Origin of the sequence: Paenisporosarcina quisquiliarum (genome assembly GCF_027563315.1) — a bacterium.
Taxonomy (GTDB): domain Bacteria; phylum Bacillota; class Bacilli; order Bacillales_A; family Planococcaceae; genus Paenisporosarcina; species Paenisporosarcina quisquiliarum.
Window position 1 is genome coordinate 63887 of sequence record NZ_JAMKBJ010000013.1, and the last position, 18601, is coordinate 82487.

The 18601-nt window shown below is 41.9% G+C and carries 17 protein-coding genes; 9 read left to right on the top strand and 8 right to left on the bottom strand.

Going from position 1 to position 18601, the window contains the following annotated elements; all coding sequences use genetic code 11:
- Positions 1 to 5: 5 nt before the first annotated feature.
- Entirely contained in the window at positions 6 to 1046 is a 1041-nt protein-coding gene (locus M9R32_RS13450; RefSeq protein ID WP_269927260.1) for a ribonucleotide-diphosphate reductase subunit beta, read from the top strand.
- A 155-nt stretch (positions 1047 to 1201) separates the two neighbouring features.
- Entirely contained in the window at positions 1202 to 1615 is a 414-nt protein-coding gene (locus tag M9R32_RS13455) for a VOC family protein (protein ID WP_269927261.1), read from the top strand.
- Positions 1616 to 1782: 167 nt separating this feature from the next.
- Here the strand turns inward: M9R32_RS13455 and M9R32_RS13460 are convergent, their stop codons facing one another.
- The 5 genes from M9R32_RS13460 to M9R32_RS13480 form a co-directional block, all read right to left on the bottom strand.
- Positions 1783 to 3309, bottom strand: a complete 1527-nt coding sequence (locus M9R32_RS13460) for a tripartite tricarboxylate transporter permease (RefSeq protein WP_269927262.1) — start codon at positions 3307 to 3309, stop codon at positions 1783 to 1785.
- 18 nt (positions 3310 to 3327) lie between these two features.
- Positions 3328 to 3777 (bottom strand): tripartite tricarboxylate transporter TctB family protein, encoded by a 450-nt coding sequence (locus M9R32_RS13465; protein WP_269927263.1) that lies wholly within the window; start codon positions 3775 to 3777, stop codon positions 3328 to 3330.
- Between the two features lie 56 nt (positions 3778 to 3833).
- The gene (locus M9R32_RS13470) at positions 3834 to 4841 is read right to left on the bottom strand and encodes a tripartite tricarboxylate transporter substrate binding protein (protein WP_269927264.1); all 1008 of its coding nucleotides are present in this window, start codon (positions 4839 to 4841) and stop codon (positions 3834 to 3836) included.
- Positions 4842 to 4980: 139 nt separating this feature from the next.
- Complete coding sequence (locus tag M9R32_RS13475; RefSeq protein ID WP_269927265.1) at positions 4981 to 5673, bottom strand: response regulator; 693 nt, start codon at positions 5671 to 5673, stop codon at positions 4981 to 4983.
- On the bottom strand, positions 5670 to 7313 hold the full coding sequence (locus tag M9R32_RS13480) for an ATP-binding protein (protein ID WP_418936248.1): 1644 nt from the start codon (positions 7311 to 7313) through the stop codon (positions 5670 to 5672). The genes M9R32_RS13475 and M9R32_RS13480 overlap by 4 nt, the downstream gene beginning before the upstream one ends.
- Before the next feature lie 461 nt (positions 7314 to 7774).
- Here M9R32_RS13480 and M9R32_RS13485 point away from each other — a divergent pair, with 461 nt between their 5' ends.
- Positions 7775 to 8971 (top strand): MFS transporter, encoded by a 1197-nt coding sequence (locus M9R32_RS13485; RefSeq protein ID WP_269927266.1) that lies wholly within the window; start codon positions 7775 to 7777, stop codon positions 8969 to 8971.
- Between the two features lie 148 nt (positions 8972 to 9119).
- Positions 9120 to 9509: a VOC family protein gene (locus M9R32_RS13490; RefSeq protein WP_269927267.1), complete on the top strand. Its 390-nt coding sequence runs from the start codon at positions 9120 to 9122 to the stop codon at positions 9507 to 9509.
- Positions 9510 to 9603: 94 nt separating this feature from the next.
- On the opposite strand, the gene M9R32_RS13495 is transcribed toward M9R32_RS13490, so the two are convergent.
- Positions 9604 to 10404 carry a TIGR00266 family protein gene (locus tag M9R32_RS13495; RefSeq protein WP_269927268.1) on the bottom strand — a complete coding sequence of 267 codons (801 nt, stop codon included), beginning with the start codon at positions 10402 to 10404 and terminating at the stop codon, positions 9604 to 9606.
- 177 nt (positions 10405 to 10581) lie between these two features.
- Here M9R32_RS13495 and M9R32_RS13500 point away from each other — a divergent pair, with 177 nt between their 5' ends.
- The 5 genes from M9R32_RS13500 to abc-f all read left to right on the top strand — a co-directional run bounded on the left by M9R32_RS13500 (position 10582) and on the right by abc-f (position 16693).
- On the top strand, positions 10582 to 12057 hold the full coding sequence (locus tag M9R32_RS13500; RefSeq protein WP_269927269.1) for an aldehyde dehydrogenase family protein: 1476 nt from the start codon (positions 10582 to 10584) through the stop codon (positions 12055 to 12057).
- Between the two features lie 72 nt (positions 12058 to 12129).
- Positions 12130 to 13302 carry a saccharopine dehydrogenase family protein gene (locus tag M9R32_RS13505; RefSeq protein WP_269927270.1) on the top strand — a complete coding sequence of 391 codons (1173 nt, stop codon included), beginning with the start codon at positions 12130 to 12132 and terminating at the stop codon, positions 13300 to 13302.
- 15 nt (positions 13303 to 13317) lie between these two features.
- The gene (locus M9R32_RS13510) at positions 13318 to 14517 is read left to right on the top strand and encodes an acyl-CoA dehydrogenase family protein (RefSeq protein WP_269927271.1); all 1200 of its coding nucleotides are present in this window, start codon (positions 13318 to 13320) and stop codon (positions 14515 to 14517) included.
- A gap of 46 nt (positions 14518 to 14563) precedes the next feature.
- On the top strand, positions 14564 to 14695 hold the full coding sequence (locus M9R32_RS16080) for an RAxF-45 family protein (protein WP_016428383.1): 132 nt from the start codon (positions 14564 to 14566) through the stop codon (positions 14693 to 14695).
- A 129-nt stretch (positions 14696 to 14824) separates the two neighbouring features.
- Complete coding sequence (gene abc-f / locus M9R32_RS13515; RefSeq protein ID WP_269927272.1) at positions 14825 to 16693, top strand: ribosomal protection-like ABC-F family protein; 1869 nt, start codon at positions 14825 to 14827, stop codon at positions 16691 to 16693.
- Between the two features lie 132 nt (positions 16694 to 16825).
- On the opposite strand, the gene M9R32_RS13520 is transcribed toward abc-f, so the two are convergent.
- Positions 16826 to 17314 carry a hypothetical protein gene (locus M9R32_RS13520; RefSeq protein ID WP_269927273.1) on the bottom strand — a complete coding sequence of 163 codons (489 nt, stop codon included), beginning with the start codon at positions 17312 to 17314 and terminating at the stop codon, positions 16826 to 16828.
- A 55-nt stretch (positions 17315 to 17369) separates the two neighbouring features.
- Positions 17370 to 17789, bottom strand: a complete 420-nt coding sequence (locus M9R32_RS13525; protein WP_269927274.1) for a hypothetical protein — start codon at positions 17787 to 17789, stop codon at positions 17370 to 17372.
- Positions 17790 to 18601: the final 812 nt, after the last annotated feature.

An 18601-nucleotide genomic window follows, 5' to 3' on the forward strand; every position in this document is an offset into this window, starting at 1 on the left:
TATTGATGACAACGATTGAAAAACGAAAGCTCATGGATAAAGAGGCACCAAACCGTTCGACTGGCATTGTTAATGGGGCTTCATCAAACATACTGAACTGGGATGATGTCCGGTTCAGTTGGGCATATCCGAAATATAAACGGATGCTCGGAAACTTCTGGACACCGTTTGAAATCAATATGGGTTCGGACGTCAAGCAGTTTAGCGGATTGAATGACGCGGAGCGGGAAGCGTTCTTGAAAATTATCGGTTTACTAGCCTTGCTCGATAGCATTCAAACCGATTTTGCAGGGAAAGTTGCTGACTACTTAACGGATTCCAGTTTGAATGCACTCATGATTATTTTGGCGCAACAGGAAGTCATTCATAATCATTCTTACTCCTACGTCCTATCAAGCTTGGTATCGAAACAGGAGCAGGATAAGGTATTTGATTACTGGCGCACAGAACCGGTGCTCGCGAAGCGAAATGATTTTGTAATGAAGGGGTATGAAGCTTTTTCGGATGAGCCAAATGTGGATTCATTATTGACTGCGATTGTTTATGATGTCATTTTGGAAGGGCTATTTTTCTATTCGGGATTCGCCTTCTTCTATCATCTTGCACGTCATCAAAAAATGGTTGGCACGAGCACCATGATCAACTACATCAACCGGGATGAACAAATTCATGTGGATTTGTTTGTGAAAATCTATCAGGAGTTGTTAAGGGAATATCCACAATACGATACGTCTGAAAGAGCGCACGAAGTTCAAATGATATTTAAAGAAGCGGCTTCTCTTGAAATCGAATGGGCACGTGAAGTGATCGGGGATCGAATTGATGGTCTGGACGTAGAGGATGTGGCAGAATACATTTGCTTCTATGCAAATGTCCGCTGTGCTCAGCTTGGATACGAACGCCCTTTCCCAGCATATCGCAAAAACCCGCTGAAATGGATCAAAGCATATGAAGAAGTGGACTTAGGCAAAACGGACTTTTTCGAGCAAAAGTCCCGCCAATATGTGAAGGTTAATGTGCAAGATAATGGGTTTGATGATTTATAAGGTGAGTTGGAGTATGTTCTGTTTCACAAAAGATGAATTATAGACTTCAAGATTGGGTTTAATAAGATAAAAAACGTATCAATTTTAGAAGGCATTCCGTGAAATCTGGCGAATCTTAGTAAGGAGAATAATTTATCTTCGAAGGAGATGCTGAGATGAAACCTGTAACACCTTACTTAACTTTTTACGGCAATGCCAAAGAAGCGGCTACTTTTTACGAAACAACTTTCTCGTTGGATAACTTAGGGACGATGAAATACAGTGATGGTGATTTCCCGCATCCACCAGAAGCTAGTGATTACCTGATGCATTGTCACTTAAGTGATGGAACCTTCCACCTTATGTTGGCCGATTCACCAACTCCAGGCGAAGCAGGAACATCGAACGTCGCATTGATGATTGAATGTGAAAGCGATGAAGAAGTCAATCGTCTATACAAAGCATTATTGGAAGACGGCAAGGCAGTCATGGAACTTCAGGAAACATTCTGGGGAGCCAAATACGCTAAAGTACAAGATCAATTTGGCTATACATGGGACTTGAATTTCCAAAAAGACCAAGCAGAATAATAACGTGAAAGACAAGGGGCTGCCTGGGAACGGGCAGCCTTTTCGATGTGCCAAGCCCACGGAAAGCGAAGCGTTGGTTCCTGCCAATTTTCGTTAGAGGGAAATGGGTAGGGTACAGCGAAAAGCAATAAAAAAACTGAGCGTTAAAGAACGCTCAGCCCCAACTCTTATTCTTCATCATTTATAATCACATTTCTGCCTTTAAGTTTCATAATAAGTGGAACGACGAGCCATGCGACTGCAGCAAGAATGAATACAAGTGAGAGTGGTTTAGATACAAAAATCGAGAAATCTCCATTTGAAATCGTCAACGCACGACGCATATTGTTTTCAATCATTGGTCCTAATACAAGTGCCAATACAAGTGGTGCCAGTGGGTAATCGTTTTTCGCCAAGAAGTAACCTAGTACACCACAGGCAAGCAACAAGTATAAGTCAAACGTGGTGTATTGTACGGCGTAGACACCAAAGAACGAAATGGCGATAATGATCGGAAGCAAATACTTTTTCGGTGTTTGAATGATTTTCGCAAACACTTTCACAAGCGGCATATTCAAAACCAACAACATTAAGTTTCCGATAAACATACTAGCAATTAATCCCCAAGCTACTTCTGGGTGATCGTCAAACAATAATGGACCTGGCTGAATGTTGTACATGATCAGTGCACCCATCAGGATCGCGGTCGTACCGGAACCAGGAATACCTAAAGTTAATAATGGAATCATCGCACCGCCTGATGCCGCATTGTTTGCGGATTCAGGTCCTGCAACACCTTCAATTGCACCTTTTCCGAATTTCTCAGGATGTTTGCTGAACTTTCTTTCGGCCACGTAAGAAAAGAAAGAAGCCAGTGTGGCACCTGCTCCAGGCAATACTCCAATGAAGAAGCCCATTAAAGAACCACGAACAATTGGTTTTGCACTATCTTTTAAATCTTGTTTCGTCGGTAAAATTCTTTCGATTTTCGCGATAGCACCATCTTCTTTATCCCGCTCAAGAACTGTTTTGAATACTTCACCTAAAGCAAATAAACCAACGGCGATCGTCAAAAATTCAAGACCTGAATACAAAATCGGTAAATCGTATGTAAAACGGGCAATGCCTGAAACGGCATCAATTCCAATTGTAGCCAAGAGTAAACCAAATACGGTCATAATCAATGCTTTGGTCATCGATTTGCCAGCTAATCCACTCACTGCACAAAGTCCAAGCAGCATTAGAGAGAAGTATTCCGCAGGCCCAAACTTTAAGGCAACGTTTGATAATGGTTCAGCCAATAAAACCAAACCAATCAATGAAACGATTCCGGCTATGAATGAACCGATTGCTGCAATTGACAGCGCAGCACCAGCACGGCCTTGTTTAGCCATTTGGTAGCCATCCAATGTTGTGACAACGGATGAAGACTCACCAGGTGTATTTAATAGAATGGATGTTGTGGAACCTCCATACATAGCGCCGTAATAAACACCAGCAAGTAAAATAATTGAACTGGCAGCAGCAGCCTCAGTAGGCATACCAGAAGTCAATGTCGCCGTGACCGGAATCAAAAGCGCAACACCACTCATGGGTCCAATACCAGGCAAAACACCAACAGCCGTACCAATCAATACGCCGACAAATGCAAATAGGATATTTTGCCACTGGAACGCGACAGCAAACCCATTAAATAAAAAATCTAAAGTACTCATGCCAAAACTCCTTTCACGTTAAAACTGGGGGAATCCGGGCAACGATCCGCCAAGAAACTCTGCAAAAAAGTAGTAAACACCAAATGAAAATGCACTGGCGATAACAATCGTGCTAATCCATTTCCCACGTTCCATCGTTTGAAATGCAATTAGCAGGAATAGGAACGTCGATATGACATACCCAAGTGGCTCTAAAATGGCAGCGTATATAATTGCACTGATGAAAATAATGAGGAACTTAACATATTGAACGGGCTCTTTTATTCTTTCGCCATGTTCATATTTTGTCGTTTCAAAAAGTAAGCGAATGCTTAGTAAAATCAGGATGACTCCAAGGGCCGTGGGGAAGATATTCGGTCCAACGGAGGAACCATACGCACTTTGTGAAATCGAGCGACTTTCAATGACAAATAAAAGACCAATCAGTAAAAAGGCGATACTTGCAAATCGATCGAACGTTTTACTCATTATCTTTCGCACCTCCTAAAGAAAAAGGCGACCGCTACTGCCGTCGCCGTCATTTATTATTTTTGCATTTCTAAAGCTGTTAATAATTCAACGATTACTTTATCTTGATCTTCTAAATAAGTTGCAAAATCTTCAGCGTTTCGGTATTCACTTTGCCAACCATTACGCTCAAGTTCTGCTTTCCATTCATCCGTCTCCACCAATTCATCTAACTTAGCTGTCCAGTAGTCATAAGCTGCATCGGACATGTCTTTCGGTCCGAATAATCCGCGCCAGATCGTGAATTCAGCATCAATGCCTTCTTCTTTGAAAGTAGGAACTTCACTAAGAGTACCTTCAAGACGCTCGCTAGAACTTACAGCCAATACGCGGACGTCACCTGATTTTACATACTCAGAAATCGTAGAAGCATCAGTTGCGATAACATCTGCATTGTTACCTAGTAAAGCCGCAACAGCTTCACCACCGCCATCGTATGATACGTATTTAACAGATTTAGGATCGATGCCATATTCATAAGCAGGTAGAATTCCTACTAAATGGTCCATCGAACCAGGTGCTGATCCACCAGCTAATGTGATTTTTGTCGCATCTGCTTTTATGGCTTCTAATACATCTTTTAATGATTTGAACGGTGAATCTTTTTGAACCACGATTGCGCCGTAGTCACGTGTTAACTGTGCAAGAGGTTTTGTATCTTTATAGCCGTAAGGACTGTTTCCTTCAGCTTTGTTATTGTTGATTAAGATAGGAGGTGATTTGACCATCAAGACATAATCATTTTTTGCTTCTTTCGTTGCAAAATCCGCCATATAAACGGCACCACCGCCACCAGGTTTGTTTTCGACCATAATGGACTCTTCTACCAATTTCGTTTCATTCATCGTTTTCGCAATGGAACGGGCTGTTAAATCCCATCCGCCACCAGCTCCAGAAGGTGCCACGATTGTGATTGGTTTTTCCGGATAGTTAGATGAAGCGCTTTCATTTCCTTCCGACGAACACGCTGCTAAACTTAAAGCCAAAGAACTCGCTAATACGACTGTCGATAATTTTTTCCACATAATCGATATCCCCCTTGATTGAATTAGAAAAAGACAGCGCTTTCATACGCTGTCTTCAATTTATCAGAACTTTTATTCAATTCAATGTTTTGGGTCATAAGAGAAATAAAGGTCTTTACGGTCATTTTGTTCATAAAGTTCACGGTGTTTTTGGGAAATACCTGCGTTCGGGACGTCCGATTGTTCCATAAATGAGTTCCGCAGTCGCTTGGCTTTCAGAAACAAGAAACTCTAAATATCTTCGTGCAGTCGATCTGCTGAGCCCGCTTGCGACTCCGAGTTTCTCTGCTGTTATACCATGAGATTGTTTTGTTAAGTGTTGCACGACCTTTTCCATTGTGATGGGGTCAATCCCTTTAGGCGTCATGATACTGTCGGTTATTTGTGATGACTTACTAGGATGCCACAACATTTGAATGGATTCTTCTTGCAGGTTTCCGGTACTTGCCAGCGTTGTTCTCTTTTCCCGGTAAGCCAGTAAACTCTCCTGAAAACGATCGAACGTCAACGGTTTTAATATGTAGTCAATCACGCCTCCACGGAAAGCTTGTTTCACCACACTCACTTCAGCTGCAGCGGTAATGAAAATGATGTCCGTTTCCGGGCTTTCCGTTTGAATAAATGGCATCAGTTCTGTACCCATCATGTCGGGTAAATAGACATCCAATAAGATTAAATCCGGTTTCATCGCATCAACCCAATCTTTTGCCTCAGCCCCCGTATGAGCCGAACCTACCACAACAAATCCCTCGATTTTGTCAATGAACCGCCGGTGTATATCAGCGATTCGTGTGTCATCTTCTATGATTAAAACTTCGATATTTTCAGTCATGTAGAATAACCTCCTTTAGGGATGGAAATGACGAATAGTGCGCCCCCTAAATCCCCATTTTCAATTGACGCAACACCATTTAAATCTCTAATATTCTCGGAAACTTTCATTAGTCCGTAACCTCGATCGGGTCCGCTCTTCGTGGAAACACGTGATTTGAAAATATGTTCGTGCAAATCAGAACGCAGTCCGTCACCTGAGTCTTCAACTTCAAGCAATATTTCCTGCCCATTATCCAGGATAAACAATCGCACAACTCGGTCTGATTCGGTCAAATGTTCAACCGCTTCAAATGCATTCATCACCAGATTGCCTATGATTGATACAAAAAGACTCTTTTCCAGATGCTTGGGTAAGTTTTTTAAGTTGCTATCTTCATCTAAAATAAATTGAACTTTTAATTCTCGAGCACGGTTGAATAACCCAATCACAAGCCCGCCCAGGTAGGGGTCCTGCAACCTTCTCGTGACGAATTGGATAAGAGACTGATGCTCCTGTGTTTCGTCATGAATCAGGTGAAGTGCTTCATCTAGCGAGTTCAGTTGAATAAGTCCACTGATTGTATAGAGGAAGTTTTGATATTCATGTGTTTGTGCGCGAAGTGCTTCCGTATATTGTTTCACTTGTGAAAGCTCAGTCGAGATCTGATCAAAATCGGATTGCAATCGAAAACTCGATACAGCTCCAACGATATCATTGCCGATCATAATGGGGATGCGGTTAACAATTGCTTTTTTACCGCGGATTTCCATTTGTCGGTCAAATTGCTTTTCCCCACTTTGTAGTACTTGCGGAAGAAGAGTGTTCGGTAAAACTTCCTCAATATGGCGTCCAATCAACGACACACCTTCCGGTAGGGAAAGCGTGTCATAGGCTGCAGGGTTCATCATGGAAATCTCTCCATTCTGATTGACCATAATGATGCCTTCGCGCACAGATTCGATCAGCGTGTTGCGCTCCGTAAATAAATGGGCGATTTCAGTTGGTTCTAAGTTGAATAACACTTTTTTTATACTTCTGGCCAAAATCGAGGAGCCAATGATTCCTAGAATAATAGCGATTAAGACGATGGTTACAATTGAATCGACATATTCAAAAAAAGTATGGGAGATATCATCTTTTAAAAACCCAACAGAAATAACACCAACAATTTCTCCTTGTGCATTTTTAACCGGTGTTTTCCCACGCAAAGCCGGTCCTAGTGTGCCTGTTGCTTCGGATATATAGGATTCTCCATTTATCAGCGCCCGTTCATTGTCATCTCCCACCATTTTCTGTCCAATTCGCTTAGTTACCGGGTGCGCATAACGAATTCCTTCTTTGTTGCCAATAACCACGTATTCTGCACCGGAAAGTCTGCGAACGTTTTCGGCGATAGGTTGTAACACGGCAGAAGGATTTGTCTCTTCAAACCCAGCAATGACATCTGGTCGGCTCGCAGTAGTCTCTGCAATATTAAGCGCCCGGTTGCCTATTTGCTGTTCGATACTATTAGACATGGTGAAGTAGAAGGAAGCCCCAATTAGAAGGGAAATAGCTGTCACAAATAAGGCTCCATAAATGAATATTTTAGATTGCAAAGATCGATTCTTCAAAGCTCTCACTCTTTTCGCATAATTAGTGATAGTATGACGAGTCATTGATGAATTGGCAACAACAGGATTTTAATTTTAGGGATTACTTATAGAAGGGGGGAGAGTGGTTACCCCAATTAAATGGAGTTCAACCCCAGATAAAGTGAGATGAACCCCAGATAAAGAGACTTCAACCCCAAACAAATCCCTGTTCACCCCGAATAAAACCGTAACCCCAATTAAATGAAGTCCAACCCCAGATAAAGCAACTCAACCCCAAATAAACCACTTCTAACCCCAATTAAAAACCCCGGCAACCCCAATTAAATTTCCTCCACCATCCAACCTCAAAAAAACCATGACAATAGTCTGAATAGAAATTATAATGAATAAAGTTTAAGAAAGGGAGAGATTGCCATGTCAAAAACAACACTTGCTTCATCAATCAAATTGGAGGGCATGTTGGCATAGAATGTGAACTCCGATTTGATTTTTAACCAAAATCAAATAATCGGAGGAAATTAGAATTGAGTATACAAAATTTTTATTACACTGTAACAAGTTCAAGATCATTTTTCATACAAATGGTGTTCACATTAAACGCCATTTATTACGTAACGCAAGCGGATTTAAATGCGTTGCAACTCGTACTCATTGGAACCATCATGGAAGTATCCGTCTTACTTTTTGAAATGCCAACTGGCTTATTTGCGGACCATTATGGCCGGAAGAAGTCACTCGCATTCGGTACACTCGTCCTAGGGCTAGCGCATGTATTGGAAGGTAGTACGCCTGAGTTTTGGGCGATTGCGGTGGCGTCCGCAATGTGGGGGATAGGATGGACATTCATTAGTGGAGCTGAACAAGCATGGATTGCCGATGAAATGGACGTAAAGAATTTAGAAAAGACATTCTTGCGTGGATCTCAGTTTTCATCATTCGCTCGTTTTGCAGCCATTTTGACCAGCGTGGCAATTGCAGCGGTTTGGTCCGTACAAACTGCGATTATCATTGCAGGCATCATGCTTATTATGCTTGCAGTCTGGGCATTCATTAAACTGCCGGAAACGAAGTTTGTCAAAGTCTCGCGAGAAAAAGGTGTCTCGGGTGTTACCCATATGATGACATCAATCAAAGCAGGTGTTTCACAAATTCGGGGTAACACTGTGTTGGTCAGTATTGCCATGGTTACTTTGTTCTGGGGGCTCGCTAGTGAAGGATTCGATCGGTTGTACGGTGCTCATTTCATTGTAGATTACCAGTTGTCCGAAAGTGAATCCGTTTATTGGTTCGGAACGTTTTATGCGGTAGCATTTTTACTGAATATCGTGGTACTTCGTTTCGTCGAGCGACACGTCAAAGGTCGTTATGCACAAGTATTACTGATGACCAACACCATTTTAATGGCAACCATGATTGGTTTCGCCTGGACAGGTCATTTCTGGATAGCGGTGGCCTTGTATTGGGTGACAAGTGCATTGAGAAATGTGAATTATCCGTTGATGAGCATTATCACAAATGAGCGCATCGAATCTAAAGGGCGGGCGACAACCCTTTCGATGTTCGGTCAATTAGATGCGTTTGGGCAAATCGCAGGTGGACCACTGGTCGGTATGCTTGCATTGTATACGTCCATCGCAGGGGGCATCACTTCTTCAGCGTTGCTCATTGTACCGGTACTTTATTTCCTGTGGCGAATGAAAGGGAAAATGACAGTTTCCTAAAATAGAAGAGTGCCTGGTGCGTATGTGCATCAGGCATTTTATTATTTGTAAGGTTCTTTAATACACACTGTCACATTTGCTCATTAAGGAAAATTTTACTTATTTCGGTATAATATAGAGGTGTTTTTCATTTGGGGAGGAGCTTATTATGAGAAAAAACAAAGGCCGAGTTATTGGTTTCGAGTTGAGCAGCCAAGAACCTGAAAAGGCGGTCCAATTTTATTCAAATGTATTTGGGTGGGAAATTGCCGAGCCTCAATGGGATTATTGGGCAATAACAACAGGCAAAAACGAAACTAAAGGAATTAATGGCGGCATCGGTAAAGGTCCCGATGACTACCCTCACGGAACCCGAATCCAAATTGAAGTAGATGTTATTGATGATGCCATTAGTGCAGCTAAAGAAAATGGTGCAACGGTCGTTAGAGAGAAAATGGAATTTGATAGCTTTTATCTTGCTTATCTAATGGATCCGACTGGTGTGCAATTTGGTATAATTCAAAAAAATAAACATATTTCACAGTCGTCTCATTGTTGAGATGACTGTTTTTTGTTCCTTAACTCAAAACTCGTCGTGATGCAAAAACCATAAAAAACAGTGCACCAGTTAAGGCACACTGCAATCATCTCAATTATTTCCCACCTAATAAATCAAACAGACCGCCTGCTAAGCTGCCTTCACCTTTTGAGCCGCCGCCCGGAGTTTGAGGAGCTGCTGCAAACACGCGACTTGCGAGACGACTGAACGGTAACGATTGAATCCATACCGTACCGGGACCACGCAGTGTAGCGAAGAACAATCCTTCTCCACCGAACAACGCTGTTTTCACGCCTGGTACCATTTCGATGTTGTAATCCACTTCCTTGGTCATTGCGACTAGACACCCTGTATCCACACGTAACACTTCACCTGGTTGTAAGTGTTTTTTATGAATGGTACCTCCAGCATGGACGAAAGCAAGTCCATCACCTTCAAGTTTTTGCATGATAAACCCTTCACCACCGAAGAAACCAGCCCCAACTTTGCGTTGGAATTCAATGCCGACCGATACACCTTTGGCAGCAGCCAGAAAAGCATCTTTTTGACAGATGATTTTTCCGCCCATTTCACTTAAATCCATCGGAATGATTTTTCCTGGATATGGAGATGCGAAATACACATGTTTTTTACCAGATCCGTTATTTGTGAACGTCGTCATGAATAAACTTTCTCCTGTAAGCATTCGTTTACCCGCACCCATCAGTTTGCCCATGATGCCAGTTGAGGAAGAGCTGTTCGAGCCATCGCCAAAAATGGTTTCCATCGAGATGCCGTCTTCCATCATCATCAAACTGCCTGCTTCTGCAACGACCGTTTCTCTTGGATCAAGTTCTACTTCTACAAACTGCATATCGTCACCGTGTAATTTGTAATCGATTTCGTGGTTGTTCATGGCATACATTCCTCCAAAATTTAAATTCTACTCATTCATACGCTTCTCGCAACAAAAAGTTTCATAGAACGTCTGTATTTAGGAACATTCCGTTTTTTCTGAAAATGAAAAGGTTTAAATGACCACGTGTCGAATAAGTATACTGAAAGCGTTTTCAAATCGAAAGGGGTAAGGTACATGCAATTGAACAATTACATCGGTGGAAAGTGGCAGGAAGCGGGAGATGCAAAGTACGTTCCTGTAACGAACCCTGCAAATGGAGAAGAGTTAGCGCAAGTTCGATTATCAACTAAAAATGATGTGGATATGGCTGTTGCAGCTGCAAAGGAAGCGCAGAAGAAATGGGCGCTGGTCCCTGCACCTAAACGGGCAGATTATTTATATGAAATAGGCCGTATTATGAAAGAAAAGAAAGAGCATCTTGCCCAAGTGCTGACGAAAGAAATGGGCAAAGTCATTGAAGAAGGCCGCGGAGAAGTGCAAGAAGGAATTGATATGGCGTTCTATATGGCGGGGGAAGGCCGTCGATTGTTCGGGGAAACGACGCCATCGGAACTGGCAGACAAATTTGCGATGAGCGTACGAGCTCCAATCGGCGTGGTCGGACTTATTACCCCATGGAACTTCCCTGTGGCCATCGCAACGTGGAAGTCATTCCCTGCCATTGTTGCCGGCAATACATTCTTATGGAAACCAGCAACTGAAACGCCGATGATGGCATACGAAATGGCAAAAGTCTTCGAAGAAGCGGGGCTCCCTGCAGGGGTTGCGAACATTGTATTTGGTTCTGGGGCAGATGTTGGAACGGCGATGATTGAACATCCGGACGTGAAAGTTATTTCATTTACTGGATCAACAGAAACAGGTCGTTCAGTAGCAGAACGTGGCGGTCGTCACTTGAAAAAAGTGTCGCTTGAAATGGGCGGGAAGAATGCAGTCATTGTCATGGACGACGCCGATCTTGGATTGGCCGTTGAAGGGATTTTGTGGAGTGCATTTGGAACGGCCGGTCAGCGTTGTACCGCATGCAGTCGCGTCATTGTGCATAAAGATGTGAAAGAAGAACTAGAAACGCGTTTGCAGGAAGCAATGAAAGGATTGCGAATCGGTGACGGTATGGACGAATCCGTGAAAATCGGTCCAGTCATCAACAAAAAAGCGCTTGAAAAAATCCATAACTATGTCCAAATCGGTAAAGAAGAAGGGGCTACTTTGCTAGCAGGAGGAGAAATTCTTGCTGAAGGTGAATTGGCTAACGGCAACTACTATGCTCCAACTCTATTTACAAATGTTGCTAGAGACAGTCGTATTGCGCAGGAAGAAATATTTGGCCCGGTCGTTTCACTGATTGAAGTGTCGAGTTTAGACGAAGCAATCGAAGTGAATAACAGCGTATCATTCGGTCTATCCAGCAGTATTTTCTCACGTGATGTGAACACGGTCTTCAAGGCGCAGCGCGATTTGGATACAGGCATTGTGTATGTCAATGCAGGCACAACAGGTGCCGAAATTCATTTGCCATTCGGCGGGACAAAAGGGACAGGTAATGGACATCGTGACTCCGGCGTTGCAGCACTTGATGTATATACAGAATGGAAGAGCATCTATGTCGACTTCAGCGGCAAATTGCAACGGGCTCAAATCGATAACTAAGCAGTTTTGAATCAATCATTGTAAGCCTCACATATACATGCAGAGATAATGTTTTACAAAGGGGATGTAAAAATGAAGGTTGTTGTATTAGGTGCGGGATTAATGGGGAAAGAAGCGGCTCGTGATTTGGTGAAAAGTGAGAACGTCGAAAAAGTGTTTTTGGCTGACGTACAAGTGGAGCAAGTGAAGGCGTTTAAAGAGAAAATTCAATCCGATAAAATAGAAGCAGTCCGTTTAGATGCCAATGATGATGCGCAATTGAAAGACGTCATGAGCAAAGGTGATGTTGTCATTAACGCCTTGTTTTACACGTTTAACGAAAAAGTAGCGCGCACAGCCGTTGAAGTAGGCGTCCATTCAGTGGATTTAGGCGGACACATCGGCGGTGCAACAGATGCTGTTCTTGAATTGGCTGATGAAGCACAAGCGAAAGGTGTAACGCTGATTCCGGACCTAGGGGTAGCTCCGGGCATGATCAACATTTTATCAGGTTACGGTGCAAGCAAATTGGATGAAGTAAAATCAATCAAATTGTATGTAGGTGGGATTCCGGTCGATCCGGAAGGTCCATTGAAATACAACATAGTCTTTTCATTGGACGGGGTGATGGATCATTATACGGATACATCCCATGTCGTACGGAATGGTGAATTGCTTGAAGTGCCATCATTATCGGAAATTGAGCCGATTCATTTTGATGAATTCGGTGAACTGGAAGCTTTCCATACATCAGGTGGCACATCGACGTTGACAAAAACGTTTCCGAATGTGGAAACACTCGAGTATAAAACGATTCGTTACCCAGGACATGCTGAAAAATTCAAAGTGCTTGTTGATCTCGGCTTAACTAAAAAAGAAACAACGGTTGAAGTGGGTGGAAAAACAGTCAGCACACGTGAAGTGCTGAAAGCTGCTTTGACGCCAGGCTTATTACTGGGAGACAAACAAGATGCCGTCCTGTTACGAGTCATTGTGTCCGGAAATAAAGATGGTCAACTGGCTACCTATTCCTACGAACTCGTGACGAAAAAAGATATGACAGATCAAGTTACGGCAATGGCGCGTGCAACAGCTAACACGATTTCAATCGTTGCCCAGATGATCGGCAATGGGGAAATTACAAAACGCGGTGTCTACGCACCAGAACAAATTGTGCCGGGTGATACCTATATAAGTGAATTAAAGAAACGTGGCGTCCAAATTCAAGAATCCATTCAACAATCAACTTCGGTTGGTAACGTATAACAGGAGGCATTCATCATGAACTTCGAATTTTCGGAAGAACAACAATTACTTCGTAAAACAGTCCGCCAATATGTGGATGCCGAAATTATTCCCCATATCGCTGAGTGGGATGCAACGGGTGGCTTTGATCAAAAGGTATGGAAAAGGTTAGCTGAATTAGGTTTCATGGGTGTTTGTGTCCCCGAAGCATATGGTGGAAGTGGCATGGACTACAATTCTTTAGCAATCGTTTGCGAAGAATTGGAACGGGGAGATACGGCTTTTCGAACAGCAGTCTCCGTGCATATCGGTTTGAATTCCATGACGTTAATGCAGTGGGGAACAGAAGAACAAAAGCAAAAATATTTAGTGCCTCAAGCGAAAGGTGAAAAAATTGGAGCTTTCGGTCTGACGGAGCCTGGCGCTGGGTCGGACGTAGCGGCAATGACTACAACGGCAACACGAGACGGGGAAGATTACATTTTAAAAGGACAAAAAACGTGGATTTCCCTCTGTGATAAAGCAGACCATTTCATTGTTTTTGCCTATACGGATAAATCCAAGAAACACCACGGCATCAGTGCTTTTATCGTGGAACGCACGATGGAGGGATTCAGTTCGAAAGCGATTAAAGGCAAGTATGGCATTCGTGCGGGGAATACAGGAGAAATTTTCTTCGATGATATTCGAGTTCCAGCCGCAAACCGTTTAGGGGAAGAAGGCGAAGGATTCAAAATCGCCATGTCTGCTTTGGATAACGGCCGGTTTACCGTGGCTGCAGGTGCTGCAGGTTTGATCATGGCTTGTATTGAAGCAAGTGTGAAATATTGTAATGAGCGCGAAACATTTGGTAAGCCAATCGGTAAACATCAATTGGTCCAGCAAATGGTTGCGAAAATGGAAGCGGGTCTTCAAATGAGCCGTCTCCTCGTGTACCGAGTAGGTGAGCTGAAAAATAAAGGGGTACGCAATACGCGCGAAACTTCTTTAGCGAAATGGCAGGCATGTGATTTTGCCAACCAAGCCGCAGATGATGCTGTACAAATCCACGGTGCCTATGGATATTCGGATGAATACCCGGTCGCTAGATACTTGCGTAACTCAAAAGCGCCAGTCATTTATGAAGGAACACGTGAGATTCATACAATTATGCAAGCTGAGTATGTGCTTGGGTATCGGGAAGATAAAAAATTATCTAAAATGCTTCCTAAATGGCCATTTGAAATTGATAAGTGAATATGATAGAATATTCTCAACATGAATGAACGGAGGTGAAGAAAGAATGAAAAACGCTGTGAATGCACGTGGTTTTATACTGGAATTTTTATCCACATCATGTGCGATTACTCATGAAATTTCTAACAACGGGACAGGTCTGTCCAATTTTAGAAAATTACATGCTCATCACAGCTGACAAGACATTCTTTCTTCTCCAATTCTCACGAGAAAAGACTGCTTGCTTTTCAGGCAGTCTTTTTTTGTACGCAAAAATAGCTTTAAGAATGGATTGCTTCCAGCTGATATCGAAAGGAAGCGGAAAATTATGATATGTACAATACAGGAAATCAGTAAAATGTTAGGCGGAAACATCATATTTGAGGAATTATCATTGGCTGTTAAGACTGGTGATAAATTAGCGGTTGTCGGACGCAACGGAACAGGTAAAACGACACTTTTTAAATTGTTGGCCGGTGTAGAAAGCCCGGATTCAGGAAGCATTCATTTCAGAAAAGGAACACGAATCGGCTACTTGGCCCAGATCCCTTCCTACACAGAGGACGTAACGGGGCTTGATGTATTGACGATGGCCTTTGAAGAACTGCTTAAGATGCAGACACAAATGTCAGACCTTGAAACGAAAATGGCCAGTGCCTCAACTGATGAGATGGAACGGTTGCTTCGTCAATATGGAAATATTCAGGAACAATTCACTCTGCGTGACGGATACTCGTATGAGTCTGAAATTGATAAAGTCATTCAAGGTCTTCAATTGGATAGTTTCGTTAATCGTCCTTTCCCTTCTTTGAGTGGCGGAGAACAAACGAAAATCATGCTCGGTCAGTTGCTGTTAACAAAACCAGATTTACTGTTGCTCGATGAACCAACAAATCATTTGGATTTGTATGCTGTTGAATGGCTGGAACAGTATTTGGTTGATTATGAAGGAACGGTCATCATCATTTCGCATGACCGCTATTTCCTGGATCAGGTGGTCACGAAAGTGGCTGATCTTGAAGAAGGCGAATTGATCTTGTATCACGGCAACTACTCATCGTTTGCCATTCAAAAAGAAGAACGCATCATGCGGGAGTTCCAGGAATACGAGGAACAGCAGAAAAAGATTAAGAAAATGCGCGAAGCCATCAAGCGGTTGAAATTATGGGCAAACGAAGCAGTACCACCTAATGCAGCTCTGCACCGACGAGCCCGCAATATGGAAAGGGCTTTGGAACGCATGGAAAAAGTCCGAAAACCGTTAATTGATCCGAAAAAAATGACCTTAACCTTTGAAGCAGCTCCTCGTAGCGGCAAGGAAGTGGTGGTCATGGAACAAGTTTACAAAGCGTTTGGCGACAAAGTATTGCTTTCTGGTGCGGACTTCAATGTCAGGTGGAAAGAACGTGTGGCAATCGTCGGTCGAAACGGAACCGGCAAATCTACCATCCTGAAACTTTTGCGAGGGGAACTGGACGTCGATGCAGGTATCGCACGTCTAGGCAGTAATGTAAGAGTAGGATTCTTGTCCCAGCATTTCGAAATTGCCAATCCAAAAGCGCGATTGATTGATGTATTCCGTGCTGAGGTTAATGTCTTTGAAGGTGAAGCCCGCCACATTCTGGCGAAATTTATGTTTTATGGACCGGATGTGTTCAAACGGGTAGGCGATTTAAGTGGAGGCGAGCGGATGCGTTTGCGTCTTGCGCAACTCATGCATCAGGACATCAATTTATTAATGCTCGATGAACCGACAAACCATTTGGATATCGATTCGAGAGAAGTGCTTGAAGAGGCCCTCGAAGATTTCCAGGGAACCATTGTAGCCGTCTCTCACGATCGTTACTTCCTCAACAAACTGTTCCCACGTACTGCTTGGCTCGACCAGGGCACTTTCGTAACTTTCGAAGGAGCGTATGAATGGGCTCGATCGAAATGGGCGGAAAGACAGCAAACGCTTGAACCAGAAATACCTTTCCATAAGGAAGAACAAGTCAAAATGGTACGCGAACGTGAGGAAAAACCTCGTTCCTTTGAAAAGGAAATCGCCGATGTCGAAGAAGACTTAGCAACGCTCACTGCACAAATTGAAGCAGAAGCAGATTGGCAGGAATACGAGAATTTGTTGGTGAAAAAGAAATCACTCGAAGAACGATTGGAAGAATTAATGACTGATTGGTTTAAACATGAGGCGTGATTTATAACATAAGGGGAACTAATTAAGTTTCTAAAAAACTCAGAGTTTATATGCTCTGAGTTTTTTTATATATATTGTTGGATTTTTTGAAATAAACGATCTGTTAATAGTGCCATCAAACCTTTGTTGAATTTAATGAATGAGAGCTTTATTCAGTATTTGTATCAATCCTTCATTCACACCAACTAAATGAGGATATTTCTCTAATGCAAAAACGTACGTATCATTCACATTTTCGGGAGAATACAGATAATTACTTGTTTTAAATATTTCTTTATCTTCCTCATTTAACTCATATACATTCACTTTATACTGAACTGAATTCTCTTGTAAAAACTCTATAACAAATGCAGGATCCTTATTCACCAATTTCTTCTCAGTCCCTTTTAATTCGTAATAGGGGTATTTATAAATATTGACCATCTCTGAGAAGGAAGCATTCTTATCCGTATATTCCATAAGTAGTTTATCTGTTTGACTATTTTGTACTCTTATCAAGTCTACCGATTGAATACTTTCTAAATTATTTACAATATATTTAGTTTTGATTTGTTCTTGCCAAGATGCAATTATAATACCTCCTAACACCAGAACGATGAAAACGAATCCCCACTTTTTCATTCCAAACCTCCAATAGCTATTTCATTAGCAACATATATTTTCTACCTCTGTAAAGTTAGGATTCAATCTTATCTTTTCCTCTATATGCTGTAAGTATTTGATAACCATCAGAAGGAAATCCCGAATATGGTTTCAGCCATTTCGGATAGATAATGGGAATACTAGTGCTTAAAAACAATAAGAGATTTAAGAAGGTAATTCCATTTAAAAAGTTTTTCAATTCATAATGAGTAATACTTGTTGAAGTGAGATAAGCAGCAATAAAAAGTAAAAATGATAAACAAGGTCCACCTGCGAAAAAAACGATATCTTGAAATTTTGAAAAAGTGTTCCTATTTTTTACAACACAGAAGCCAAAATATGCCCACTTGATATGGAAGTGCATTCTTCCGATTCGAAAGCTTTCCTTATTTCCCTGATCAATAGGACCTAGATAGACATGCGAATTTTCTTTTGAAAATAAAATGGATCCCATTGCATGCCCTACTTCATGTAAAAGGACGGAAAAGGGTATTCCAATAAAGTAAAAAAGTATAAATGATATCAATATTCACTCACCCCTTTACAATTTATAAAGATACTAAAAGAGTGCATATTTAATTCCCTTTACAGTGTCTACGAAAAGAATAGGAATAATGTTTCAAAATTTTCCAGATATTAATCAGCTTTAAATTGTTTGGAAATGATGAATTTTAGATATGGTTGTGCGAATACTTGATAACTGAATGGGAATTCTCGATATCTGGTTGCGAATCCATGATATCCAAATACAAATCCTCGATATCCTCAAATCCCGGAGGGGTCATTCTTAAACAACTACATTCGTATAATTGGGCAAAACTTTATTATGGCATATCCATTACAGTTACTAAATGTGGGACCAATAGCAAGATGGGTACTTACAACATTTATTCAAAACCGCAATCAAACGGATATTACATTTAGTAAATCTTGATGTGTTGTTTTTTGTGTAACAAATCATGCTAATTCAACTTTCGCAGCATGAAAAGAAGAAATTTTGGCAGGTTCCGAACGGGAAGTGTGGCTTCTAATAAGGGCTAAGAGGAGAATCTAGAATCTTGGTTGTAATAATCAGCGTTCACGTAGGAAAAATGGGCGTTGACGTAGGAATTATCGCAGTTGACGTAGGAAAAATCGACGTTCACGGTTTGGCCCCCTCTATTTAGACACCATCTTTAAAAATTAAAGACTAATCTTTTGTGAATGGCCATTATTTTCTTGAAAACGTCTTAAAAACTGGCAAGGTGAAAGATAATTTAAACTTCC

What these genes read in the sequence shown, in the direction of transcription:
- M9R32_RS13450 (WP_269927260.1), top strand. Translation starts at nt 6, where the DNA reads ATGACAACGATTGAAAAACGAAAGCTCATGGATAAAGAGGCACCAAAC.
- M9R32_RS13455 (WP_269927261.1), top strand. Translation starts at nt 1,202, where the DNA reads ATGAAACCTGTAACACCTTACTTAACTTTTTACGGCAATGCCAAAGAA.
- M9R32_RS13460 (WP_269927262.1), bottom strand. Translation starts at nt 3,309, where the DNA reads ATGAGTACTTTAGATTTTTTATTTAATGGGTTTGCTGTCGCGTTCCAG.
- M9R32_RS13465 (WP_269927263.1), bottom strand. Translation starts at nt 3,777, where the DNA reads ATGAGTAAAACGTTCGATCGATTTGCAAGTATCGCCTTTTTACTGATT.
- M9R32_RS13470 (WP_269927264.1), bottom strand. Translation starts at nt 4,841, where the DNA reads ATGTGGAAAAAATTATCGACAGTCGTATTAGCGAGTTCTTTGGCTTTA.
- M9R32_RS13475 (WP_269927265.1), bottom strand. Translation starts at nt 5,673, where the DNA reads ATGACTGAAAATATCGAAGTTTTAATCATAGAAGATGACACACGAATC.
- M9R32_RS13480 (WP_418936248.1), bottom strand. Translation starts at nt 7,313, where the DNA reads ATGACTCGTCATACTATCACTAATTATGCGAAAAGAGTGAGAGCTTTG.
- M9R32_RS13490 (WP_269927267.1), top strand. Translation starts at nt 9,120, where the DNA reads ATGAGAAAAAACAAAGGCCGAGTTATTGGTTTCGAGTTGAGCAGCCAA.
- M9R32_RS13495 (WP_269927268.1), bottom strand. Translation starts at nt 10,404, where the DNA reads ATGAACAACCACGAAATCGATTACAAATTACACGGTGACGATATGCAG.
- M9R32_RS13500 (WP_269927269.1), top strand. Translation starts at nt 10,582, where the DNA reads ATGCAATTGAACAATTACATCGGTGGAAAGTGGCAGGAAGCGGGAGAT.
- M9R32_RS13505 (WP_269927270.1), top strand. Translation starts at nt 12,130, where the DNA reads ATGAAGGTTGTTGTATTAGGTGCGGGATTAATGGGGAAAGAAGCGGCT.
- M9R32_RS13510 (WP_269927271.1), top strand. Translation starts at nt 13,318, where the DNA reads ATGAACTTCGAATTTTCGGAAGAACAACAATTACTTCGTAAAACAGTC.
- M9R32_RS16080 (WP_016428383.1), top strand. Translation starts at nt 14,564, where the DNA reads ATGAAAAACGCTGTGAATGCACGTGGTTTTATACTGGAATTTTTATCC.
- abc-f (WP_269927272.1), top strand. Translation starts at nt 14,825, where the DNA reads ATGATATGTACAATACAGGAAATCAGTAAAATGTTAGGCGGAAACATC.
- M9R32_RS13520 (WP_269927273.1), bottom strand. Translation starts at nt 17,314, where the DNA reads ATGAAAAAGTGGGGATTCGTTTTCATCGTTCTGGTGTTAGGAGGTATT.
- M9R32_RS13525 (WP_269927274.1), bottom strand. Translation starts at nt 17,789, where the DNA reads ATGGGATCCATTTTATTTTCAAAAGAAAATTCGCATGTCTATCTAGGT.